The organism is Amycolatopsis sp. lyj-84, from assembly GCF_046549075.1.
Lineage (GTDB): Bacteria > Actinomycetota > Actinomycetes > Mycobacteriales > Pseudonocardiaceae > Amycolatopsis.
The window spans coordinates 458,747-482,949 of record NZ_JAJPWO010000004.1 but is presented as its reverse complement, the minus strand read 5'-3'; the positions used below and the strand labels follow the sequence as shown (position 1 = coordinate 482,949).

At 69.0% G+C, this 24,203-nt stretch carries 16 protein-coding genes; 15 read left to right on the top strand and 1 reads right to left on the bottom strand.

Features of this window, described 5'->3' with window-relative positions; genetic code table 11:
- Window positions 1-24 precede the first annotated feature (24 nt).
- The 6 genes from ACLJRM_RS16365 to ACLJRM_RS16340 all read left to right on the top strand — a co-directional run bounded on the left by ACLJRM_RS16365 (window position 25) and on the right by ACLJRM_RS16340 (window position 9,793).
- Window positions 25-2,460 (top strand): right-handed parallel beta-helix repeat-containing protein, encoded by a 2,436-nt coding sequence (locus ACLJRM_RS16365; RefSeq protein ID WP_410663444.1) that lies wholly within the window; start codon window positions 25-27, stop codon window positions 2,458-2,460.
- On the top strand, window positions 2,457-4,850 hold the full coding sequence (locus tag ACLJRM_RS16360) for a hypothetical protein (protein WP_410663443.1): 2,394 nt from the start codon (window positions 2,457-2,459) through the stop codon (window positions 4,848-4,850). The genes ACLJRM_RS16365 and ACLJRM_RS16360 overlap by 4 nt, the downstream gene beginning before the upstream one ends.
- Entirely contained in the window at window positions 4,847-6,067 is a 1,221-nt protein-coding gene (mycP, locus tag ACLJRM_RS16355; protein ID WP_410663442.1) for a type VII secretion-associated serine protease mycosin, read from the top strand. The genes ACLJRM_RS16360 and mycP overlap by 4 nt, the downstream gene beginning before the upstream one ends.
- A 399-nt stretch (window positions 6,068-6,466) precedes the next feature.
- Entirely contained in the window at window positions 6,467-8,590 is a 2,124-nt protein-coding gene (locus ACLJRM_RS16350) for a protein kinase domain-containing protein (RefSeq protein ID WP_410663441.1), read from the top strand.
- Window positions 8,591-8,924: 334 nt separating this feature from the next.
- Window positions 8,925-9,272 (top strand): hypothetical protein, encoded by a 348-nt coding sequence (locus ACLJRM_RS16345; protein ID WP_146044362.1) that lies wholly within the window; start codon window positions 8,925-8,927, stop codon window positions 9,270-9,272.
- A 143-nt stretch (window positions 9,273-9,415) separates the two neighbouring features.
- Window positions 9,416-9,793 (top strand): hypothetical protein, encoded by a 378-nt coding sequence (locus ACLJRM_RS16340; RefSeq protein WP_199193049.1) that lies wholly within the window; start codon window positions 9,416-9,418, stop codon window positions 9,791-9,793.
- 239 nt (window positions 9,794-10,032) lie between these two features.
- On the opposite strand, the gene eccCa is transcribed toward ACLJRM_RS16340, so the two are convergent.
- Window positions 10,033-13,998, bottom strand: a complete 3,966-nt coding sequence (gene eccCa, locus ACLJRM_RS16335) for a type VII secretion protein EccCa (RefSeq protein ID WP_410663440.1) — start codon at window positions 13,996-13,998, stop codon at window positions 10,033-10,035.
- A 191-nt stretch (window positions 13,999-14,189) separates the two neighbouring features.
- Between eccCa and eccD the strand changes: the two genes are divergently transcribed.
- From eccD to ACLJRM_RS16290, 9 genes are all read left to right on the top strand, one after another.
- Window positions 14,190-15,536: a type VII secretion integral membrane protein EccD gene (eccD, locus tag ACLJRM_RS16330; RefSeq protein ID WP_410663439.1), complete on the top strand. Its 1,347-nt coding sequence runs from the start codon at window positions 14,190-14,192 to the stop codon at window positions 15,534-15,536.
- A complete protein-coding gene (eccB, locus tag ACLJRM_RS16325) occupies window positions 15,536-16,951 on the top strand; it encodes a type VII secretion protein EccB (protein ID WP_410663438.1) in 1,416 nt (471 codons plus the stop codon). Before eccD ends, eccB begins: the two co-directional genes overlap by 1 nt.
- A gap of 228 nt (window positions 16,952-17,179) precedes the next feature.
- Window positions 17,180-17,416 (top strand): hypothetical protein, encoded by a 237-nt coding sequence (locus ACLJRM_RS16320; protein WP_102906614.1) that lies wholly within the window; start codon window positions 17,180-17,182, stop codon window positions 17,414-17,416.
- A gap of 93 nt (window positions 17,417-17,509) precedes the next feature.
- The gene (locus ACLJRM_RS16315) at window positions 17,510-17,812 is read left to right on the top strand and encodes a WXG100 family type VII secretion target (RefSeq protein WP_101609239.1); all 303 of its coding nucleotides are present in this window, start codon (window positions 17,510-17,512) and stop codon (window positions 17,810-17,812) included.
- A gap of 421 nt (window positions 17,813-18,233) precedes the next feature.
- Window positions 18,234-18,827, top strand: coding sequence for a hypothetical protein (locus tag ACLJRM_RS16310; RefSeq protein WP_410663437.1), 594 nt, complete (start codon window positions 18,234-18,236; stop codon window positions 18,825-18,827).
- A 157-nt stretch (window positions 18,828-18,984) separates the two neighbouring features.
- Entirely contained in the window at window positions 18,985-21,804 is a 2,820-nt protein-coding gene (locus tag ACLJRM_RS16305) for a hypothetical protein (protein WP_410663436.1), read from the top strand.
- Complete coding sequence (locus tag ACLJRM_RS16300; protein WP_410663435.1) at window positions 21,801-23,393, top strand: WXG100 family type VII secretion target; 1,593 nt, start codon at window positions 21,801-21,803, stop codon at window positions 23,391-23,393. Before ACLJRM_RS16305 ends, ACLJRM_RS16300 begins: the two co-directional genes overlap by 4 nt.
- The gene (locus ACLJRM_RS16295) at window positions 23,390-23,866 is read left to right on the top strand and encodes a YbaB/EbfC family DNA-binding protein (protein ID WP_174720434.1); all 477 of its coding nucleotides are present in this window, start codon (window positions 23,390-23,392) and stop codon (window positions 23,864-23,866) included. The genes ACLJRM_RS16300 and ACLJRM_RS16295 overlap by 4 nt, the downstream gene beginning before the upstream one ends.
- On the top strand, window positions 23,859-24,194 hold the full coding sequence (locus ACLJRM_RS16290; protein WP_410663434.1) for a hypothetical protein: 336 nt from the start codon (window positions 23,859-23,861) through the stop codon (window positions 24,192-24,194). The genes ACLJRM_RS16295 and ACLJRM_RS16290 overlap by 8 nt, the downstream gene beginning before the upstream one ends.
- The last annotated feature ends 9 nt before the right edge of the window (window positions 24,195-24,203 follow it).

Genomic DNA, 24,203 nt, shown 5'->3' with positions numbered 1-24,203 from the left:
GGGCGGGTGCGCGGAGGAGCGAGCATGAGACACACCATCACGGTTTCCCCGGCGGGCCAGGGTTACCGCAGTATCGGCGAGGCCGTCGCCTACGCCCCGAACGGCGCCTTGATCCTCGTCGAGCCGGGCCACTACAGCGAGCAGGTGGTGCTGACCAAACCGGTGACGATCACCGCGGAAAGCGGGCCGGGGACCGTCCGGCTCGCGGCGAGTTCCGGCTCCGCCGTCGTGCTCGCCACGGACTCCGCGGCCCTGTCCGGGTTGACGATCGTGTCCTCCGACGAGGAGACGCCTGCGATCTTCGTTCCCGGCGGGCAGCTCAGCGTCACCGAATGCGAGGTGCGGGCGGTGAGCTGGGCGGCGGTGTACGCGTGCGACGGCGGGACCGTGCTGATGCGCGAGTGCTCGGTGCGCAATCCAGCGGGCGCCGGGGTGGTCGTCGCGGCGGGCAAGGGCGGTGTGCTGGATGGCTGCACGTTGTCCGGCCTCGGCACCTCCGGCGTGGTCGTCGCCGGGGACGGCGGCCTCCTGATGCGCTCCTGCACGGTGGACTCGGCGGAAGGCAACGGGATCTTCCTCAACGGCCAGAGCACCCTCATCGTCGAGGACAGCACGGTACGGGACTCGGGCAAACCGGCGGTCGCGGTGGAGCAGCAGGCCAGTCTGACCGCGACCAGGGTGACGGTGGCGGACACCGGTGCCCTCGGCTGGTTCCTGGCCAGTACCGGGTCGATCCTGCTGGAGGACTGCCGGGTGGAGGGTAGCTCGGCGGAAGGCGTCTACGTGGCCGAGTCCTGCGCACCACAGCTACGCGGCTGCCGGATCCGGGGTGCCGGGGGCAGGGGACTGCATTTCGCCGACCGGTCCGGCGGTGTGGTCAGCGGCGTCGAGATATCCGATGTGGACGGAGCGGGTATCGGGGTGACCGAGCGGAGCGTGCCCGAGTTCGACGGCGTCGACGTGCGGGAGTGCACCGTCGGCGTGTACGTCGACGAAGGAGCGGACCCGTTCTTCCAGCGGCTCTACGTGCGGGACAGCCGGGACACGGCGATCGCCGTCACCGGGGAGGCACGAGGACGGCTGGACCGGGTGGAGATCGATGGCGCGGCGGCGGCGGGCCTGGTGGTGGCCGGTGGTGCCCGTCCCGCGGTGAGCGGGCTGAGCGTGAAGGGGGCCGGGACGTCGGCCGTGGTCGTCGCCGAGGCGACGTTGGCGCTCACCGACGCCGACATCACCGGGACGGGCGGGGACGGTGTGCTCGTCCGGGCGGGCGGTGACCTTTCGCTGACCAAAAGCCGGGTGCACGGCAGCGGTGGTACGGGGCTGAGGTTCGAGCCCGGCGCGTCCGGCAAGGTGACCGAATCGGAGTTCAGCGGCGGATCCGCCGACGGGATCAGGGTGGAAACCGACGACACGGTGTCCGTTGTGGACTGTGTGGTGCGGGACAACCACGGCAGCGGCCTCCGGCAGACCGTGGCCGGTGCCGCGATCGAAGTCAACCGGCTGACCAGTAGCGGCAACGTCGGGTCCGACGCGTACGGCGTCGCGGTGACCGCTGACGCGCCCAGGCACGCGGCACCCACCGGGTCTCAAGGGACCGGCGGGACCGATTCGCGGCCCGCGACGCGCCCGAACTCGGGCAAGGACCCGCTCGCCGAACTGCACGACCTGGTCGGGCTGGCCGGCGTCAAGGCCGAGGTCACCTCCCTGGTCAACCTGAACAAGATGGCCCAGCGGCGGATCGACGCGGGCCTTTCCGCCCCGCCGATGTCGCGGCACCTGGTGTTCGCCGGGGCACCCGGCACCGGCAAGACGACCGTGGCCCGGCTGTACGGACGCATCCTGGCCCAGCTCGGCGTGCTGCGGTCCGGGCATCTGGTCGAGGTGGCCAGAGCGGACCTCGTCGCCCAGATCATCGGTGGCACGGCGATCAAGACCACCGAGGCGTTCACCAGCGCGCTGGGCGGTGTGCTGTTCATCGACGAGGCCTACACACTCAGCAGCGGGGGCGGCGGTACCGGGCCCGACTTCGGCCGCGAGGCCATCGACACGCTGGTGAAACTGATGGAGGACCACCGCGACGACGTGGTCGTGGTGGTGGCGGGCTACTCGGCCGAGATGGAGCAGTTCCTCGCGGCCAACCCCGGGATGGAGTCCCGGTTCAGCCGCACCATCGAGTTCGTCAACTACACGCCGGACGAGCTGGTGACCATCGTCCGCTCGCTGTGCCAGAAACACGACTACCGGCTGGACGAGGGAGCCGCCGACGCGCTGTCCCGCTATTTCGACAAGATTCCCAAGGACGGCACGTTCGGCAACGGCCGCACCGCCCGCCGCGTGTTCGAACGGATGGCCGACCACCAGGCGTCCCGCCTGGCAGGCGCCACGTCGGTGGAACCGGCCGAGCTCACCAAGCTGACCGCCGCCGACCTGGACGCCGAGACCGGGCAACCGGCATGAGTCTGGTCGGGGAGTGGCGGGGGCCGCACGTGCTGGTGCGGCACCGGGAGGAGCCCGCCTGGACGGAGGCGTTTCTCACCTGGGCGCCCGCCGTACCAGGCCAGCTGTTCGTGCTGGCCACGCGACGGGTCGCGGGCGAGCCTTCGGTGGGTGTGCAACTCGGCTCGCTGCTCCGGGCCATGCTGGCGAGCCGGGACAGGGCAGTGGAGGTCGGCGCGATCTGGCTCGGCGCGGCCGGGCTGGCCAGGACGCCGGACGGCGTGTGGTCGGCCAGCCACGATCTCGGCGTGGACATCCTCGCCCCGGACGGCGTACCGGTCGCCGTGCCGGGGGCCGCGATGTACGCGGGGTACGGCACCGGCGGCACCGGGTGGTACCGCTTCCGGCCTGGGCTGCCCGGCCGATGGGCGGGCACCCGGTACCCGGCCCCGGCGTGGGAACGGGCGCTGCCCGCTGAGCCGGTGGCCACGAGGGGTGCCGTCGCGCTGCCGGTTCCCGCCGGGGTCGCCGTCCGGCACAGCTGGGCGCCGACGGAGCACGTCGAGGGAACGTTCGTGGTGCCGGTCGACCACCGGCTGCCGAAGGTCGTCGTCGGTGACGCCGGGCCGGTCCCGGCACCGGAGCAGGTGGCGAGTGTGCTCGGCGAGCTACGGCTCGGCCGGTTCCAGCTGGTCCCCGGCCATCCGGACGTCGCGGCCCACGTCTGGCAGGCGGAGCTGGCCATGGTGCTGGGCGAGGAGGTCGTGTTCAGTACCGGCACGCAGCGCGCCTCGGCGACCGGGATGCTGCACACGGTCGTGCCGGATGTGGCGGGCGCACGACGGTTCCGGCCGCTTCCCACCGTGCTCAGGCAACCCGCGGGTACGGGGGACCAGGAGGTGCTCGCCGTGACGGAGCCACCGCCCGGCTGGATCCGGCACGGGCCGCGATCGTGGTGTCCTTCCGACGAGGACGGGCAGACAGCGCACGTGGCCGACGTGGTGCCCTCGGGTGTGGTGATCCGGCCGGCCGGATCACCCGAGTTCACCCCGCCCGCGCCGTTCGACCCGGCGGTGTGGACCCTGACCATCGGCGTGCCGGGTGAGAGGGTCGGCTTCGCCCTGCTCCGCGCCGCGGATCGGTTGCTGGCAGGCCTGAACGGCGACCAGCGCGCCGCGCTGAGCGTGAGTCTGGCCGGCACTCTCGACGAGGGCGCCGTGGCGGCCATCGAGCACGGCGCGCTCTCCACCCCCGAGTTGTGTGCAGCCGTGCTCGCCGACGACACAGCCGAGGAGACGGCACCCGGCCCGGACCCCGAGCCCGCGGCCGCACCGGCCGTCCGGCCCGCGGCGACCGGACACCGGATCGTGACCCCCTCACCGATTCCGGTGGCCACTGTGTCAGGTGTGCCTGCCGGATCGGTGAGCAGTTTCGGCAGCGCCGTGGCGCCGACCGTGCCGGAGCCCGCGGAGACGGCGACCGAGGCATGGGCGGAGGAGGTGGTCGCCCACCCGGCGGAGCCGCGGGCCGTCGAACCGGCGGAGCGGCCCGAGCCATCCGCCCCGGTCCCAGCGGTCGCGCTGGACCTGCCGGACCGGGCCAGCACCACGGCGGAGCAGGCCCGGCTCGCCGAGGCCGCCGGGGAGCGGTTCGCCGAGGCGCTGGCCGCGGTGAACGCGGCGATGGCGTCCTGGCCGTCCCTGCGGCAGGAGAACGACCACGGCGTCAAGACCGACTACGTGGCCGTGTACCTCTACTTCGGTACCGGCGACGGTGCGGGTCCCGCGCTCAACGACGCCGTGCACACGGGCCAGGACCCGCCACTGGACGGGCACCTGCCGTGCCTGGTCTCCGGGGTCCGCAGGCTGCCCACCCACCGCCGTCCGGTCCTGCGCCAAGGCCTCTCGGCGGACGCGGTCGAGCGGCACGGCGCACCGGGCACGGTGCTGACCGAGCCCGGATTTCTCAGCGCCAGTACGGAACTGGACGTCACCTTGCCCGACGCGGCTTTCGACGTGCTGATCTGGCCGAGCACGGCCCGCCGGACCACCGAGTTGCTGCCCGGCGGTGCGTTGAACGAGACGATCTTCATGGCCGGGGCGAGGTTCAAGGCGCTCGCGGTGCGTACGGCCGAGGGCCAGCCGGATCACGAACCGGGTAGCCCGGCCGCGCCGAGGGACGCCGTGTTGCTGCGGGAGCTCGCTCCGGGGGAGTCGCCGGGCTCGACGGAGCTGGACGCCAGGGACCTGGCTGTTCTGGAGCGGTTGGACCGGGTACTGGCGAAGCGGCAGGAGGCGGCGATCCGCCTGATGGACGATGGAGGTGCGGTGGCCAGGCTGACCACATCGCTGCTTCAGGTGCGGGCCGACATCGCGCAGCGAGACCGGATGCCCATGGAGACGGCGTCATGACCGCGGTGCGCCGCCTGTCCGGGTACGCCGCGACGCTGGCCGTGTTGCTGGCCGTCACGCCGGTACTCGCGCACGCCCAGGGCGAGCCGCAGCCGTTGCCGGAACGCCCGCAGGAGTGCCTGCCTCCGCCACAGGAGACCGCGGTGCGCACACCGTGGCCGCAGCACATGTTGCAGCCACAGCAGGTGTGGCCGCTCAGCAAGGGCGAGGGCGTCACAGTCGCCGTCGTGGACACGGGGGTGGACGCGGCCAACGCACAGTTCGGCGGCCGGGTATCGGCCGGAGCGGACGTGACCGCGAACGGCGCCGCCAACGACGACTGCCTCGGCCACGGCACGTTCGTCGCCGGGATCGTCGGCGCCGCCCCCGTGGCGGGCAGCGGTTTCGCCGGGGTGGCGCCCGCGGTCACGATCCTGCCGATCCGGGTGGCCACCACGATGGACAACGACAAGGCCGGTTCGCTGACGCCGAAGCGGCTCGCGGACGGTATCCGCCGGGCGGTGGACGGCGGGGCCGGTGTGATCAACGTGTCCGCCGGGACCACGGACCAGAGCCCGGAGCTGGCCGCCGCCGTGCTCTATGCCGAGCAGCGGAACGTCGTGGTCGTCGCCTCGGTCGCCAACGAGAAGGAGCAGGGCGTCAAGGCGACCTACCCGGCGGCGTTCCCGTCGGTGCTCGCGGTGGGTGCGGTCGACTCGGCCGGGGCGCACGTGGAGACCTCGGCCGTCGCCAGGTACGTCGGCCTGGCCGCGCCGGGCAAGGACGTGATCAGCATCGGCCCGGGCGGTCCCGGGCACTGGCAGGGCAGCGGGACCAGCTACGCGGCGCCGTTCGTGGCGGGTACGGCGGCGCTCGTGCGGGCCTATCACCGTGACCTCGACGCAGCCGGAGTGCGGGATCGGTTGCGGGCCACCGCGATCCCGCCCGCCGCCGCGGTGCCCGACCCGGCTCTCGGCTGGGGCACGGTCGACCCGGTGGCTGCGGTGACCGAGGTGTTGCCCGGAAAGAGCGGTGCGCTGATCCGGCCCCCGGACTTGCGGCCACCGCCTCCGGCCGCCACGGAGGAACTGCACACCGTGCTGGCGGTGGCCGGTGTGCTCGCGGCGATCGGGGGTTCGTTCGTGCTGGTGTGGCTGGCCAGGCTGGTCGGCTCGGCCCACCGCCGCCGCTGGCGCCCGGCCCGCACGATCCGCCCGAAACCCACCACCGAGCCGTAATCCCCGAGGTGTCGGCCTCGTCGCACGATTGTTCCCCATGTCGCATTGGAGACGCTCAGCGTCACAGATGCGACATGGGGAACCTCGCCTGCTGGTCATTTCAGTTCCATTTCGGACATTCGAATTCTGACCCGGCGAACGCGACAGCCGTGCACATATAAAGAGTTCGTAATGTAATAAGGGGCAGCTCCCGTACATGGAAGGGGCAAATTGTTACCCGCCCGCCGTGTCTGCCATTAGTGTTTTCACCAGCTGAAGCGTAGTGAAACTTCGTGTCCGCCGGAGAAACGTGGGAGCGCCATGGCAGGGACGGACTGGAGCCTCGCGATGATAGCGAGCCCACGATTCCACGAACGGATTTTTCTCGTCGATGACGAGCAAGAGCGCTTTCTTCCCCCGGTGCAGGCAGCCGATGCGCAGGTGACGCACCGGAACATCTGGACCGTGGTGGCGTTCGGGGAGGAACTTCCCGAACAGGGCTGGAAGATTCACGTCTCGACCACCCCGGCGCTGGCGCGGGCGACGCTGGCCGTCGTCGCGGTGCTGTGCGCCGAACGGAAAGTCGATTTCAAGTACCTGCGCAGCAAGACGCTGCTCGACGCGATGAACGGCAAATACGCGCCTCGAGTCTCGTCCGGGAAGTTCCTGACCGTCTACCCGCGAGACGACGACGAGTCGGTGTACCTGCTCGACGCGCTCGCCAGAGAACTCAGGGGCTTTCCGGGTCCGTACGTGCTCAACGATCTGAGCTGGTCGGACGACAGCCCGGTCTTCACCCGGTACGGCGCGTGTCGGGAGCTCACCATGCCCGGCACCGAAACGCCGGTCCCCGCCATCCGCGACGACCGCGGTCGGCTGGTGCCCGACCCCCGCGGGGTCGCGTTCACGGTCCCGGACTTCGTCAGTCCCCCTCAGGCCGTCCTGGCCCGGCAGCAGGAGGTGACCGGTCAGGTGGTGGTCCGCTCCGGCGTGCGGGCCACCGAAGCCCTGCACATCTCCAACGGGGGAGGCGTTTATCGCGGCACCGACGCATCGGGACGTCGTGTGCTGCTCAAAGAGGCCAGGCCTTTCACCGCTCCGTTCGGTTCCGGTTCCGACGCGGTCGAGCTCCTGCACCACGAGTTCCAGATGTTGAGCCGATGCCGGGCGGTGCCCGAGGTGGTCGACGTCCACGGAATCGAACGCCTGTGGAACCACTGGTTCCTCGTCGAAGAATTCATCGAGGGGGAGACATTGGCCGCCGCCGCGGCCGATCGGCGTGAGCGACTCGGCAGGCAAAGCTATGCGGAGTGGGTCGGCGCCGTGCTCGACAAGGTCGCCGCCGCCGTGAAGAAGGTGCACGAAGCGGGTGTCGTCATCGGCGACATCCATCCGCGAAACATCATGCTCACCGCCGATGACGCGGTGCGCCTCATCGACTTCGAAGCGTCCTACCCGATCGACCGGCCACGACCCCACGCCATCGGCGCGCCCGGTTTCTTCGCGCCGGACAAGGACGACGTCGACGTCGACGCGCACGCCATCGCCGTCCTGCGGCTGTGGCTGTTCAACGACCTGCCGTCGCTGGCCCCCCTCGACCCCACCGCCGTGGCCCGCGGATACGCCCTGGCCGAGGCCCGGTACCCGGTCGGCGGCCCCGACTTCGCCCAGGCGGTGGATTTCCTGGGCGTCGAGCCCGCCGAACACCGCGTCGTCGATGACGAGTCGCTGCGGTCCTTCATCGCGGCGCGCGCGACACCCGACCGCGATGATCTGCTGTTTCCCGGTTCGGCGCTGTCCACGTCCGGCTACCGGGGAAGGAATGTCTTCGACGGTGCCGCGGGAGTGCTGTGGGCGTGGCGGTGCTCGGGGGTCACCCCTCCCGCACCGTGGGTCGACTGGCTCGCTCGGCGAGCGTGGGCGGTGCGTGAGCCGGCCACCCCCGGTTTCGCCGGTACGCTGGGCACCGCGACGGTGCTGGATCTGCTCGATCATCCTCGCGGACGGGACCTGGCGGACTACGTCGCGCACGAGCGCTGGGTGTTCACCAGTGACACCTTCGACGCAGGCCGGTTCGGCGCGATCGTCGGCTATCTCGGTTTCCACCTGCGCTCGGGCGGTTCCGCCCACGGTGACACCCTCGCCCGGTTGGCCGGGTCCCTCCCTTTCCCCGAACCTGGATCGTCAGCAGTGACACCCCACGCCCTGCTGGGGTGGGCCGGACTGCTGGCACTCGACTGGGGCGCGGTGGCCCTCACTCTCGCCGCAGCCGACGCCGAGGCCGATCTCGACGTCCGGGCCGCCGCGGTGGCGGAGATGCACGCGCGTGCCGTCCGGACGACGGAGGGCATCGCGGTTCCCGCCGAGGGGCTGCTCCGCTTCAGTTGCGACCTGACCGCTGGTTCGGCCGGACTGCTCCTCGTACACGCGTCGTTGTCCTCGGGGGTCAATCGGCTGGCCGACCTCCTGGCGCCTGGGCTGGTGACCCGCCCGATCGCGGGATCCGCGCCAGGACCGTCCTTGACGGTCGCCGGCCCACTATGAGCTCACGGTGGTCCGCGCCCGGGGACGGTCGCGTTGTCACCGCGAGAAACAACAAACCCACACCGAACAAAGGAAGTGACCATGAACATCCTCGGCCTGCAAGAGATGACCGTGAACTCCGAGCCGACCGATGCGCCGGAAGCCGCGTCGTCCGTCATGACTCTCGGGTGCCTCGGCTGACCTGAGTCGATGCGCGTGACGTCCGGCCGCGCGCAACGGGGATCGCGTCGCGATACCCGGTAGCGACCTCGCAGGCTGCCTAGATCGGCCGCCTTCGGCGATTCGTAATCCTATCGTGGAGGTTTGGTTGAAACGAAATATCAAGAGGTTGACGTTGACCGCGCTGGCCACAATCGCCATTTTTGGCACAATTCCCGCCGGTACCGCGGCTGCGGCCAACGAGGTGGCATGTGACAACAATCGGAACGATTTCCTCATGGTCTATGTGCATTGGGCTGAAGGGCCCAATCGCGCCTACTGTTTCGCGAACGGGGGTGAGATCGACATGAAGGACTATTGGGGAAGGTCGGCGTGGATGGTCAGGTTCTGGACGGGAAACAACAGGGTGCAGTGGTTTGGTGACGGGCGCTGGCAGCCGAACGTACCCGTGGAAAAGTGGACCCAGTATGAATTCCCCAATAATCCCGGCGGAGTGAAGATCCAATCACTGGCGATAGTCTGATCGCCTCCGGTGGTCAGGCCTATCGGCCCGGCGAGCAGTTCTTCGGCGCTTGTATCGCGTGTGGACATCGATCATCGCGATAATGTGACAGTGATACGAATCGGGTTCATCACGCCCGGAAAATCAGGTCAAGGAGGATTCAGTTGGCGCTGAACGTCAAAAAGTTGGTCCTGTCCGCCGTTGCCGCCCTCGCGATGTCGATCGTGATTCCGGTCGGCGTTGCGGAGGCGACCGACATCGTTCCGTGCGCAGGCAGGGACGACTTCCTGAACATCACGGTGCATCCGATCAACGACTCGAGCTACGAGCAGTGTTTCGCGAACGCCGGAGTGCACAGTGTCTACAACAAGTGGGGCAACGGCGGAGCGATGTGGCTGGACAAGTTCTGGACCGGAAACAATCGCGTCCAGTGGTACGGCGACGGGCGCTGGCAGCCGGAAAACCCGGTGGACAAATGGGTTCTGTTCAGCTTTCCCGGCCACCCCGGCGGAGTGAGAATCGAACAGATCAGGATACTTTGAGCGGTTCCCGGGCGTCATGATGGCAGTGTGCTTGATCGCGGCTCGCGATCAAGCACACTGCCATTCCAATGGTTCCGGCTCGGCCCACCCCCGAGAAGCAGACCGACCCCCCATCGACGATGAAGGAATCGGGACACTCAACGTCCCGATTCCTTCATCGTCGACAACCGGCACGCGCGTGAGCCGCCACCCCGCCACATGAGGTGCCAGCACGCCGGCGCTGCCTCGGCCCCGCTCGGTCAGTCCGTGACCCGGGGGGTTTGCACGAGCTGGACGGTGCGCCTGCGGTTGATGTACTGCGCGCGTCCGGCAGGCAGGGTCCGTGGGCGCACGTTGCCGAGGAACGAGCCCTCGTCCCTCGGGCAGGACAGCAGCAGGCCGGGGGTGCCGAGTTCCCACATGCGCCGGACGGCCGGGTTCATCATGGACCGGCTCGCGCCCGAGGTGGAGCGGGCGATGATCACGTGCAGCCCGATGTCGGCGGCCTGTGGCAGCAGCGGCAGCAGCGGCTCGAGCGGGCCGCTGCCCATGCCTTCGACCAGTTCGAAGTCGTCCACGATGACGTACAGCCTGCCGCCGGTCCACCAGTCGCGCTGGGGCAGCCTGCCGGGACTGATGTCCGGTCCCGGGAGCCGTTCCCGCAACGTGATCGCGGCTCCGGTGAGGAACTCGGTGAGGGCGTCCGCGCCCACCGTGTAGCTGATCTGGCTTTCCTCCGGGATCGCGTCGCGCAGCTCGCGCCGGAAGTCGCCGAACAGCACCCTGCCCTCGCTCGGGTGGTGGTGCGCGGCCACGGCCCGTGCGATGTGCCGCAGCAGGTTGGTCTTGCCGGACTCGGTGTCGCCGTAGACCAGCAGATGCGGGCTGGCGTCGAAGTCGTGCCACAGCGGTTCCAGCTTGCCGTCCTCGATACCGAGGCACACCCGCATCTCGGCGGCGGGGCCGGGCGCCTTCGGCCCCGGCAGCTCGGCGGCGGACACCGAGACCGGTAGCAGCCGCACCTTCGGCGCGCTGGGAGCTGCTGGCGTCGCCAGCGCCTCGGCGAGCTCGATCGTCGCGTCGGCCAGGTCGTCGGTGCTGGACGCGCCGTCGATCCGGGGCAGCGCGGTGAGGAAGTGGAACCCGTCCATGGTGATCCCCCGGCCGGGGACCTCCGGCACGGTGGCGGCGAGTTTGCTGGTCACCTCGGAGTCCACCGGATCGCCGAGCCGCAGCTCGAACCGGGTGCCGAGGACGTCACGCAGCCACGGCCGCATCTCCGACCACCGGTTCGCGGCCACCACCAGGTGGATGCCGAAGCTCAGGCCGCGCGCGGCCAGCTCGGTGAACTGGTCCTCCACGTCGTCGAAGTCCTGCCGGATGGTGTACCAGCCGTCGACGACCAGGAACACGTCGCCGTAGGGGTCCTTGTCGGCGAACCTGCCCTGTGCCCTGGCCCTGCGGTAAGACGCCATCGAGTCGATGTTGTGCTCGGCGAACAGCGCCTCGCGCCGGGACATCAGGTTGATGATCTCCCGCACGGTCCTGGTCACCCGGTCGCGGTCCAGCCGGTTGGCCACGCTGCCGACGTGCGGCAGGCCGGCGAGCACGCTGAGTGTGCCGCCGAAGTCCAGGCAGTAGACCTGCACCTCGGCCGCGGTGTGGGTGAGCGCGAGCGAGCTGACGATGGTGCGCAGCAGGGTGCTCTTCCCCGCCTGCGGGCCGCCGACGATCGCGATGTTGCCCCTGTTCCCGGCCAGGTCCGCGACGAGCAGTTCCCGGCGCTGCTGAGCGGGCAGATCGATCAGTCCCACCGGGACGGCCAGGTTCGCCGTGTGCAGGTCGCCGACCGGACGCGGCCCGAGGTCCGGGTGGTCCACCAGTGGCGGCAGCAGCTGGTCCAGCGTGGCGGCCTGCCGCAGCGGTGGCAGCCACACCTGATGGGCCTGCGGCCCTACGCCCCGCATCCGTTCGATGAGCACGTCGATCATCGTCTGCGTGGCGGCCTCCTCGGCGGACTCGGCTTCCGGTTCCGGCTCGGGGGTCGCCGGGGGCTCGACGTAGTCGGTGCCGAAGTCCACGATGTGCTGTTCGACCGAGGCCAGCTTGCCGGTCCGCCGCCGCGGCCGGTAGGGCGCGGAGGCGTAGGCGCCCTTGAACCGCAACAGGGTTTGGGTGTCCGGCCGCAGATAGCCATTGCCGGGACTGTTCGGCAGCTCATAGGCGTCCGGGACGCCGATGACGCTGCGCGACTCCATCGCCGAAAAGGTGCGCAGGCTGATCTTGTAGGAGAGATGGGTTTCGATCTTGCTGATCCGGCCCTCGTCCAGCCGCTGCGAGGCCAGCAGCAGGTGCACGCCGAGGCTGCGGCCGAGGCGGCCGATCATGGCGAACACGTCGATGAACGTGGGCTTGCTGGAGAGCATCTCGCTGAACTCGTCGACCACGATGAACAGCGCGGGCATCGGCTCCAGCCGCGCACCCTGCGCGCGGGCCTGTTCGTACTCCCGCCGGGACGAGTAGTTGCCCGCCGCCCGCAGATGTTCCTGTCGCCGGTTGAGCTCGCCGGTCAGCGCGTCCTGCATCCGGTCGACCAGTTCCAGCTCGTCCACCAGGTTGGTGATCACCGCGGAGGTGTGCGGCAGCTGGTCGAAGCCGAGGAACGCCGCCCCGCCCTTGAAGTCGACCAGCACGAAGTTCAGTTCCTCCGGCGAGTGCGTCGTCGCCAGGGCGAGCACCAGGGTGCGCAGCAGTTCGCTCTTGCCCGACCCGGTGGCGCCGATGCACAGCCCGTGCGGGCCCATGCCGTCCTCGGCGGCTTCCTTGATGTCCAGTTCCAGCGCGGTGCCGTTGGCGGCGATACCGATGGGCACGCGCAACCGCCGCCTGCCGGTCTTTCGCTCCCGCCGGTACTTGGCCAGGTCGAAGGTCCGGATGTCGCCGATTCCGAGCAGCGAGGCCAGGTCGTAGTCGCCGGCCAGCGGCTCGTCGTCCTGGGCGGCTTCGCCGATCCGGTGCCGGGCCATGCACCTGGCCAGCGCGGCGGCGGCGGTCTGGCTCATCCTGTCCGGGACGCACAGCGGACTGGTCACGGCCTTGCCGAGCCGGTCGAAGTTCACCGTGGACAGCTGCTCACCGTCGGTATCCAGGAACAGGGCACTCGGCCGTGATTGCCAGCTGAGCGCGCCGGAGACGTCCAGGACCACCGCGTTGCGGTAGCCCTCGTCGGCCGCCCGGTGCTCGTCGGGCACGTTCACTCCGTCCAGCACGATCACCATCAGTGGTTCGGACGTGGTGACCGGGGTGTTCGCCTCGAAACTGGGGCGACCGGCGAACTCGGGCCCGCCGATCAGGTCCTCCAGCTCGCCGAGTTCGGTGGTGATCAGCCTGCGTGGGCCCGCGGCGTCGTGGTGGTCGGGGTCCTGGTTGTGCGGCAGCCATTTCAGCCAGTCCCAGCGGGGCAGGCGTTCATCGGCGGCGCAGACCGCGATCCGCACGTCGCCGGGGGCGTGCGCGGTGGCCAGCTGGGCGAGCATGGCGCGGGTGAGGCCGAGCACCGCTTCGTTGTCGCCGCGCAGCTGTACTTGCGCGAACCCGCGCAGGTACACCGCGATCGGCGCGTCCGGCAGGGTGGTGTAGGCCCGCAGGAACCGGCGCAGCGCGTGCGCGGCCAGCGGCTCCAGGTCCTCGACGGGCTTGGTGTCCGGCGGGGTCAGGGTGAGTGCGGACTGCTGTTTGCCGAGGCCGATCCGCACCTCGCCGAAGTCGTCGTGGGCGAGGCGCCGCTCCCACAGCCGGTAGCCGAGGGCGACCGACCACAGCGCGCCGGGATCGGGATGCACCCAGCGTGCCGCCGTCCGCTGCGCGTCCAGTGACGAGCGCACCCGTCCGCGGAGCTGGGCGAGATAGCGGATGTAGTCCCGGCGGTGCCCGTTGAGCTGACGCTTGTGCTGCACCGCGTTGCGCAGCAGCCCGACGACGAGCATCGCGACGACCGAGGCGCCCATGATGGCCCCGCCGACGAGCGCGAACACACCTCCGCCCGGCCGCAGGATCATCATCATCATGCCGAGGGAGCCGAGCGCCATCGGCGCGTACATCAGCACCGAACTCATCCCGCCGTCGGCCTGTTCCGGGATGGGGGGCGGCTCCTGGATCTTGATCTCGTCGGTCGGCGCGGCCGGCTTGGGCCGCCGCGACCGCCGGGCGAACAGCACTGTGCTCACGCTGCCACTCCTTGGTGGGGGTAGTTCCTCTTTTCCGGCCCTCGGACGCCGGAAGGCCTGGCGAGGCCGGTTTCCGGAAGTACCGTGCGGGCCGGGTCATGGTCACTAGCCCTGGCAGGAAGGACCCCGTACCCGTTATGGAAGAGCAGCAGACGCAGCATCGCACAACCAGTGCCGGAAGGCTACGGTTCGTGCTCCGGGACCAGACGACGGAAGTCGCGCTGCCCACCGAGGTTCCACTGGCCGATCTGCTGCCCGCGATCCTGCCCCGATTCGGGGCCGAGCGCGTCGAGGAGGCCGCCGATCACGAGGGCTATGTCGCCCAGCGTCTCGGCGAACCGCCGCTGGACGAGGATCGCACGCTGGCCGAGCTGAACCTGCTCGACGGCGAGACCGTCTACCTGCGCCCGCGAGCCGATCAGCTGCCCGCGATCGCTTACGACGACCTGGTGGAGGGCGTCGGCGAGCAGGTACGGGCGCACCCCGGCACGTGGGCGGCCGGGCACACCCGGTGGATGCTGCGGATCGGCGCGGTGCTGACCTGGCTGGCCGGGCCGGTGCTGCTCGCCGGGATCGGCTCGGCCGTGCTGACCGCCGCACTCGCCGGCACGACCGCTCTCGGCCTGCTGGCCGGCGGCGCGCTGGTCGCGCGCGGCGCGGAGAACCCGCCGGTCGCCACGATCCTGGCCGGCTGCGGTGTCGGTTACGCCGCGCTGACCGGATGGTCGCTGGTGGCCGCGCTGGCCCCGGCGGCCCCGTTCCCGGTGACGCTGACCGCCGCCGCGGGGTCGGCGATCCTCGCGCTGACCGCCGGGCTGGTGGCGGTCGCGGACGCCGCGACCGTGTTCGCCGGGGCGTTGACGCTGGCCATCGCCATCGCGATACCGGGCCTGATCGGCTCGGTGTCGGGGTTGTCGCCGCACCAGGCGGCGGCGATCGGGGTGGCGGTGATCCTCCTCGCCGGGATGTTCGTGGCGACCACCGCGTTCCGGCTGTCCGGGCTGACCCTGCCGATGCTGCCGGGTGCGCCGGAACAGCTCGGTGAGGACATCGAGCCGGTGCCGAGTGCCCTGGTGATCGACCGAGGCGCCGCGACCACCGCCTACTCCGTCGCGTTGCACGTGGGTCTGGGGCTGGCGCTGAGTCTGCTGCTGCCGATGCTGGCGCTGTCCGGTTCCGGCTGGCAGATGGTGCTGTCGCTGGTGGTGGCGTTCCTGCTGTACCTGCGGGCACGGCATCCGAACGGGGTGGCGCAGCGCTGGTCGCTGCTCGCTCCTGCGGCGTTGTGCGTGCTGCTGAACGTGCTGCACATCGGCGGTGAGCGGGATCCGCTGGGCCTGGTGCTCGCGGTGTTCCTGCCGCTGCTGGCCGTGGCCGCGTTGCTGGTGCTGGCCGGGCAGCGGCTACCGGGGCGCAGGCTCGTACCGCCTTGGGGACGCGCGGTGGAGATCGTGGAGCTGCTCGTCGCGATCGCGGTGGTGCCGCTGCTGTTGCAGGTGCTGGACGTGTTCGTCATCGTGCGCGGGCTGGCGGGCTGATGGAGTCGCGGCGGGACCAGGCCCATGCCTATTTCTTCGTGCTGGGCCGGTTGTCGGCGGCGGTCACCCACGGCAGGCCGAACGCGCTGGAGCTGCCGAACAAGCGCTTCCGGCTCGGCACCTTGCTCGGGGTCGTGCTTTCCGTGGTCGTGATGGCGATTTTCGGCATCATCGGCCTGCTCAAGCCCGGCGGGAACACGTCGTGGCGCGCGCAGGGCGCTGTCGTGCTGAACGAGGACAGCGGCGCCAAGTACGTCTACCTGGACGGCAAACTGCACCCGGTGCACAACCTCGCCTCGGCCCGGCTGGTCGCCGGGAGCGCGGGGCCGCCGGTCGCGGTGTCGGCGAACTCGTTGCGAGGCGCGGAGGTAGGGCTGCCGATCGGTATTCCGGGAGCTCCCGACGAGCTGCCCGTCGAACCGCACAAGGGCGCGTGGACGGTGTGTGCGCTGCCTGCCGTGGAAGGCAGCGGCCTGAAGGCGGCTTTGCTGCTGCGGGCCGACCCCACGCCGCCGGCCGGGCCGGAGCAGGCGGCGCTGGTGGCCGCCCCCGACGGCGTGACGTACCTGCTGTGGCAGGGGCGGCGGCACCGGGTCACCGACCCTGTCGTCCTGGAGACCCTCGGCTACGGCGCCGTCGTGCCGACGCCGGTGACACTGGCCTGGCTCAACCCGATCCCGTCCGGGCCGGACGTCGCCGTGCCGGACACTCCCGGCGCGGGGCAGCCCGGCCCGCAGGTGGACGGCAAACCGACCCGGGTCGGCCAGGTCTTCGAAATACGCAATCCGGCGACCGGGACGACCCAGCTGTACCTGGTGCGCGCCGACGGCAAGGCGCCGCTGAGCCGGACGGCGGCGGCGCTGCTGCTCGCGGCGCCCGCGGCCCGCCAGGCGTACTCCGGGTGGCCCACCCTGATCGAGGCCGGTCCCGGTGCGCTGGCGGAGGTGCCCGAGTCGTCGTCGGGGCCGGACCTGGTGGGCACGTTGCCGCCGTCACCGCCGAAGGCCATCGTCCCGCCGCCGGACTCGGCCCTGTGCGGCCGGTACGACAGCGGCTCGGAGGAGGCAGGGCGGGTCGCCTTCCAGTTCCTGCCGCGAGCGGTGGTGAACGCCGGCGCGGCCCCGGTGACCGAGCACGTCGGCGGTACGACCGTCGACCAGGTGACCATTCCGCTCGGCGGGGGCGCGCTGGTGGCCGGGGCGGCCACGGCGCAGGGGAGCGCCGGTCCGGTGCACCTGGTGACCGCGACCGGCACCCGCTTCCCGCTCGCCGGCCCCGGCGAGCTGAAAGCGTTGGGCTACAGCGAAACCGACGTGGTGCACGTCGCGCCGCAGCTGATCGACCTGTTGCCCGCCGGGCCGGTGCTGCGCGCCCAGGACGCGCTGCACTTGAGCGGCGGCGTGGCGGGGCCGTGAACGCGCCGATTCTGTTGCCGAGGGGACTTCCCCATCTTCACCCGAATGCACGGCAGACAGTCCGGGCCTTCGGTATTCGGTCCTACTGTGATTACACACGGCGTCAGTTCGTGAACCGGTGGCGCCCCCGACAAATCGATTGTGACTACGGAGGTTCCCGTGACTACGGGTGTTAACGAAACTGAAGTCAAAAGCACGGCAAACGCCCATGCCGACCTGGCCGATTCCGTGAAGAATCAGGTCCAGATGATCTGCCAGCGGGCGGAACAGCTTTCGGGGGAGAGCAAATCCAACATGACCGTCGCTCTCGCCGAGGCCGCGAACTTCTTCAAGGACAAGGTCGGCACCGGTGTCGTCCAGGACCTGAACGACATGAGCAATCTCATGCAGAAGGCCGCGTCCGGCCAGGTGGCGTTGGACGAGGAGAACGCCAGCGTCGGCCGAACCGAAGGCTACCCCCTGTAGAAGATCGCCGTGCCGCGAATTTCGACGCCGTGAAGGGGCCGCATCCGCCCAGGGCGTTTACCCACATCAACTGAGGACAGGAGTGTAAAAGGCATGCCAAGCCTTGATTCGATCCACTACAAGTACGATGCCATCGAAGATTGTGCGAGCGAAATGCGCCGCACCACCAACGAGATCAGCTCCAAGGCCGACCTCCTGATTTCGCAGGCGGACAAGCTGATGCAGGAAGGCTGGGAAGGCGAGACGGCCACTGGCTACCGCATGGAGGTAGACCAGCTGAAGCAAAAGCTGCACGACGCACGTGAGTTCCTCGCCTTGAAAGAGCAGCAAGTCCGGGAAGCCTCGGAAAGGATGCAGGACAACGACCGCAACGGCGCGAAGGGTTTCGGCGCCTGATCGGTCTTTCCCAGGAACTGCCGAGGTTAGGCAGGGTCCGGGTGTGTCCAGGTCGGCTACAGGCGCGATACCACCCGAGTGGAGTTGATCGAATTCTCGGCCTGTGGTCCTTGTCGGTGACGACGGTCGATGCGGCGTCAGGCAGGTTTCTCGATTACGGACGGTGGCAGGTCGTGGCGACAGGGGCGTCGGCCGCGGGGTCGTGAGTGATTCGGGTCGTTCTGACGATCTGAATCACTCACGACCTCCTGTACCGACGCCACATCCGCGACGTCGGCCATTCCGCCTCGGCCGGGACCACGAAGACACAGAGTTGATTCCGGCATCGAGACAACCCGAGTGGGATGCTTCTCGCCGGTCTGACCCGGCTGGAATCCGCACTCCGGAAAATGCAGCGAATGGAACGGAAAGGAAGAGTGGAGTGGCGAAGGCGACCGAGGCCGATCCTGTCATTCTCAGAAATGTGGCCAAGAAGATCGGCGCATTGCTCGACGACATGTCCGCGTTTCAGAATTTGAAGGGCCTGAAGACGGATGCGGGCAATTTCAAGATGGCGACGTGGCTCGAGAACGTGGTGCAGCGGCAGGCCGACAGCGTGGTGACGCACGGGGAGAACCTCAAGCAGATCTACGAGCTGATTTCGAGGAATCTGTTGGAGGTTGCCGATCTGATCGAAGATCAGGATCTGGAGAACGCCAAAGAGATCGAGAAGGAGATCACGGAGATCATTTCCGACATGCCGGGGAAGATCTCGAAAGCTGTCGACGCCGACAGTGGCGACAGCGGCAGCGACGACAAGGACGACAAGGACGAGGACGACAAGAAGGACGACAAGGACGACAAGAAGGAGGACGGCGACGACAAGAAGGAGGACGGCGACGACAAGGACGATAAGAAGGACGACAAAGACGACAAGGAGGGCAGCGACGATAAGAAGAACGACAGCGACGACGAGAAGGACGACAAAGACGACAAAAGTAGCGATTTGTCCAAAGGTCAGAAGACGCTGCGGTAGCGTCAATGTGCCGGACTATCTGGTCGTACGGCGGAAGCAGGTCGTCACCTGGCGGAGAATCCGCGAGCCTGAGTCCTGTGCGCGGCGAACACCCACTTTGACTTCGAATTCAGCAAGTTAGTCACCATCGATCGGTGCGAATGGTTGGAGGAATCTGATGGCTGACAAGGGTGCCGGTAAGCCGAGCTCCTTCAATGAGAGCCCGCCTGCGTCGGGCGGCCACTACGATGGATTTGGCGAACTGAGGGACGCGGTCGCCGAGTTGATCAATCTGCCGGGCGGTGGCGAGGCCGGCATAGGAAACCATCCCGTCGCGGATCGTTGGCATGAGCTGGGGCAAGCTTTCGGCTCCGCGATCGACGTGCTCGAAAGCGTCAACGAGGGCTTTCACAAGGAGATCAAAAGGGCTGTCGAGGATGCGCGTTTCGCAGGCGAATCCGGCACTGCCTTCGAGAATTATGCCGGGAGGATCTTCCGGGAAAGTCGGAGTGTGCTTTCGGTTCTCAACGGAGGGCGTATGCCCTATTCGTACGAGGTTGGTGATGTCGGGCACGACATCAAGGTCTTCGCCGAAGGCTGGTGGGACACGTACAAAGAAGGAAAGAGGAGCATCAATGAATCGCGTTCGCCAGCGGAGCTGCGTACTGCTCAAAAGACCATGATTTTAGGGCTGCTGAAGCTTCTTAGTGAACTTTCGGGTAAGTACAGCACCCGAGGGCAGGAGTTGGTTCCGTTCGAACCGGTCACCGGTGCCGCTGGCTCAGGCGGCGGTAGCGGTGGGGGCTCGGGTAGTGGCAGCAACAAGGGCAGTGGCAGCAGCAAGGGCAGTGGCAGCAGCAAGGGCGGCGGCAGCAGCAATAAGGGCAGTGACAGCAACAACAAGGGTGGCAGCAACAGCAAGGGCGGTAGCGGCAACGCGGGGGGCGGTGGAAACGACACTGATGCGGAGCAGGAGAAGGCCGCGCAGGAGGAAGCGGATGAAGCGCTGAGGAAGCTGCGCGAGGGTGACGTCGGAACCGGTGGGGGAACCGGCGGTACCGAGTCGAGCGGTGGCGGTACGGGTAGTTCCCACGCCAAGAAGCAGACCCAGTCGGACGGTCCGAACTCCCAGGGTGGCAGTAGTGGCTCGGGTGGCGCGCAGGAGAAGGCAGGCCAGGAGAAGGCGGCCCAGGAGAAGGCCGCGCAGGGACAGGCCGCGCAGGAGAAGGCCGGCGCGGGACAGGCTGCGCAGGAGAAGGCCGCCCAGGAGAGAGCGGCGCAGGAACAGGCCGCGCAGGAGAAGGCCGCGCAAGAGAAGGCCGCGCAGGAACAGGCCAAGCAGGAAGCGGATGAAGTACTGAGGAAGCTGGGCGAGGGTAACGGCGGGACCGGTGGCGAAACCGGCGGTACTGGGCCGAGCGGTGGCGGTGCGGGGAACTTCCAGGACAAGAAGCAGACCCAGTCGGGCGGCCCGAACTCCAAGGGTGGCGGCAGCGGTTCGGGCGCCGCACAGGAGAAGGCCGCACAGGAGAAAGCGGCTCAGGAGAAAGCGGCTCAGGAGAAGGCCGCGCAAGAGAAAGCAGCGCAGGAGAAGGCCAAACAGGAGGCGCTGGACGCGCTGGACAAGCTGCGCAACGGTGATCCCGCGCAGGACAAGGCCATCGACGACGCCAAGGACGCGATCGAGAAACGGTTCGGCGACGACAAGAAGGACAAGCCGGGCGACGCCGAGGTCGATCCGAAGGCGCTGGAAAAGGCCAAGGGCGGCGCGCAGGATGTGCTGAAGGAGCTCGGCAAGAACGACCTGACGCCGGAGCAGCAGAAAGCTCTCGAGCAGGCGAAGAAAGACATCGGCGGGATGTCGCCTGACGACGACCCGAAGGACCTGGCCAAGGCGAAGCAGGACGCGCTGGACGCGCTGGACAAGCTCCGCAACGATGATCCGGGTCTGAACAAGGCGATCGACGACGCCAAGGACGCCATCAAGGACCAGTTCGACGAGGCGCTCGGTAAGGATCGGGGCGGCTCTGGTGACGGTCACTCCATGCCCGATCCACGCACCGTGGACCGGGCCGCCGACGAGGCCACGGACGCGTTGGACGACGCCGCCGAGCGCAAGCTGAACCCGGAGCAGCAGGGAGCCGTCGAGCACGCCAGGGATGCGCTCGACGATCTGCGCGAAGCGAAGACTCCGGAGGAACTGGCACAGGCCAAGGAGGATCTGTCGGCCGCGCTGGACAAGGTGGGCAAGTCGATCGACGACCCGGCCGTGCGCCACGAAATCGAGGAAGCGAAGAAGGCCGTAACCGGGCTGGGCGAGCACGAACCGCTGTCCACCAACCAGATGAAGACGCTGGGCGCGGTCGAAAAAGAGGCCTTGTCGGCGATCGACGACCTCGGCAAGGACACCGACGACCCGGCCCGGCAGCAGGCGTTCGAAGACGCCAAGGAAGCCGTGCGCAAGTCGATCGGCCACATCGGACCGGAGGATCTCAACCCCCGTACTTCCGGCGGTGGCGGCAGCAGCGGGGGTGGTGGTGGCGACCACTACAAGTCGACCGGATCGAACGGCAGCGGAACGTCCGATCTGGACGACTACCTGCGCGGCAAGGGTCAGCACAACTCGCAGTACAACGGCAATCAGGGCAGTGGCAACCAAAGCAGCGGCAACCAGGGCGGTGGCAACCAGGGCGGTGGCAACGGATACGGCCGGGGCAGCGATGCCACCCGGTTCGATGTGGCGGCCAAGCAGTCGCTCGGCGCGATGACCGGCCAGCAGGGCGGGCAACAGGTCACGTCCACCTTCCCAGGGTCTTCCTCGGGCGCACCCCCGATGGGCATGCCGATGGGCGGTATGGGTGGCGGAATGGGAGGCGGCGGTGGCGCGCAGAACCAGGGCCGAGAGTCACAGATCTGGGTGCAGGCCGATCCGACCGTATGGGAGGACACCGCGGACAAGCCCACGCCGGTGATAGGTAAGGGCGGGACCGAACAGTGACCGCACCCGAGTCGCAGGCGCCGCCGGCCGACGGGCCGACCGTCGATCAGATCGCCTTGCTGGTCAACGGTATCGACGCCAACGGTCTCTACGCATGGGCGGCCGCGTTCGACCGTGCCCGCGACCAACTCTCGCGAGTGCGTGACGGGTTCCGCGCTGCCCACCGCGCCGCGCTGGAGCGGTGGGCGGGGTTGTCCGCCGACGCCTTCGACGACCTGAGCCGCCGCGTCGAAGCGATCACGGCCGAGCAACTGCACGTCCTGCGCGACCCCGGCCATGGCGCCTTGTTGCGCAGGGCGGGTGACGCGGTGCTGGACAGTCAGGCACGGATGCGTGTTCTGCTCCGGGCGCGCGCCGAACAGCCCGATGCGGCGGGCGAGCAGGCCGTCCGGCCGGAGGCGTGGCGCATCCTCAACGACCTGGAGAAGGTCTACCTCGACACAGGCAGAGCCCTTGCCGGGCAGTCCGGCGAGGGCGGGACGGCCGTGCCCGGTGGGGGCGGCGGTTCGGCGAGTGGCGGTTCGTCGGTGGGTGTCGATCCGCCACCTGCCGGGTCGATCACGTCGCAGGAGAACCCCGCGGCTCACGGTGGTTCCGGCGGTGGAGCGGGTGGCGTGGTCTACACCCTGTTGGGCGGCTACGGGCGTGGCTCGGCCACCGGCGGCGGCGGTGCGACCGGCATCGTCGTCCGGAACGTCACCACACCGACCGGCGAGACCTTCCCGGCCGCCGGGTCGGCCATGCCGTTCGGCTCGGTGGTGGGCAGGAGCACGACCGGCGATGCGTACCGGCCCGGCACGAGTTCCCCGGCCTCCACGGGCTCCCCGGAATCCTTCGGCGTTTCCGCCTCCGACCCGTATGGTCTCTTCCCCGATCCGGGAGTACCCGGCTATCTCCCGCTGGGCAAGTCCGGCGGCTACCCGACGGACCCGCGCCCGGGCCGGCCCGAGGAATTCGGTTCTGGTCACGAGGGCTCGCCAGGCGACGTGTCGTCGGAGACGGGAGCGGTCACCGGTCTTTCGGTGACCGGTCCGGGCAAGGAAGGCTCCCCCCGGGAATCCACCCGGTCCTCGAAGCGGATTCGTACCGCGGGGGGCGAGGTGAACGCGTCGGCCGGTGCCGGCGAGTCGGCCAAGAACAGGCAGGGCACGAATCCGCAGACGGTCTCGTCGTCCGCGTCGGGATCGACCTCGGGGACGGAGCCGGGTAGCCGTTCGACGACTCTTCCGGTGCGCCAGTTGCCTTCCGAGCTGGCGTCGGTGCCGGGCGGGCCGGGTAGCGCCGCGTCGGGCGGGGTCCCGCTGGAGAGCAAACAGGTCCGGTCGTCGACCGGCACGGGTGGTGCCGGTCAGCCCGGCTACGGCATGGGGCCCATGGCCGCGGGAGCCGGGGCGCCGCAGAGCCAGGGCGGATACCGGTCGGTGACCGAGCTGGCCGAGCACCGGGACCTGTGGCGAGGCGGCGCCGAGCCGGACGGGGTGCTGGGCAGGCCCGGGCCCGCCCCGGCCGACGACGACCCGCGCGACGACACGCAGCGCTACCTCGGCGATCTGTCGAAGCTGCTGGACGAGAAAGGAGAAGGCCGATGACCTGGCCGGACAGTTCGGATCTCAACGAGATGCGGCGGATGAAGGACGAGGCGCTCGCCGCGCTCGAGCGGCAGCGGGAAACCGCGAAAGAGACCAGCCGCGTGTGGCGGGAGGAGACCACCACGGTCACCGCCGAGGACAGGTCGATGTCGATGACCTTCGACGGCCGTGGCGAGCTCACCGGCATCACCTTCACCGGGTCGAAATACCGCTCCATGGCGCCCGCCCAGCTGGCCAGCGTGATCGTGGACATGGTGCGCAAGGGCCGGGCCGAGAGCACGGCCAAACTCACCGCGCACGCTCCAGCGGTACCCGGACTCGATCTCGACGGGCTGATCAACGGCACCGCCGATCCCGCCGACGTGCTGGACAAGATTCTCGGGCCGATGCTCGACGGAATGGACAACCTGTCGCCGGAGAACATGCGGAACTGGTTCTCCGACGACACGCGGAAGGACTCCCGCGATGGCTGAACAGTTCTTCCTCGACGAGGATGAGGTTTCCGCGGCCGCCAAGGAGTTGCGCGCAGTCGGAGGGCGGCTGGACGACCTCTCGAAGTGGCTGATCGGAGGGCTGGACATGACACGCGGTTGCTGGGGTGACGACGATATCGGTAAGGCTTTCGTCAAGAACTACCTGAAATACGCCGACGTGGGAGAAATGGGTTCGGCTGCGGCGGCCGCCAACGCCGACGCGATGGGCGAGAACATCATGAAACTCAGTGAACAGTTCGTCGGGCTGGACGAGGAGGCGGCGCGACGAATGGACAAATCGATCAAGTTTGAAACCAAAAAGGACTGATCCGAGAGT

Coding starts and splice junctions, on each gene's coding strand:
- ACLJRM_RS16305 (WP_410663436.1), top strand. CDS start 18,985: ATGGCTGACAAGGGTGCCGGTAAGCCGAGCTCCTTCAATGAGAGCCCG.
- mycP (WP_410663442.1), top strand. CDS start 4,847: ATGACCGCGGTGCGCCGCCTGTCCGGGTACGCCGCGACGCTGGCCGTG.
- ACLJRM_RS16290 (WP_410663434.1), top strand. CDS start 23,859: ATGGCTGAACAGTTCTTCCTCGACGAGGATGAGGTTTCCGCGGCCGCC.
- ACLJRM_RS16365 (WP_410663444.1), top strand. CDS start 25: ATGAGACACACCATCACGGTTTCCCCGGCGGGCCAGGGTTACCGCAGT.
- ACLJRM_RS16315 (WP_101609239.1), top strand. CDS start 17,510: ATGCCAAGCCTTGATTCGATCCACTACAAGTACGATGCCATCGAAGAT.
- ACLJRM_RS16295 (WP_174720434.1), top strand. CDS start 23,390: ATGACCTGGCCGGACAGTTCGGATCTCAACGAGATGCGGCGGATGAAG.
- eccB (WP_410663438.1), top strand. CDS start 15,536: ATGGAGTCGCGGCGGGACCAGGCCCATGCCTATTTCTTCGTGCTGGGC.
- ACLJRM_RS16360 (WP_410663443.1), top strand. CDS start 2,457: ATGAGTCTGGTCGGGGAGTGGCGGGGGCCGCACGTGCTGGTGCGGCAC.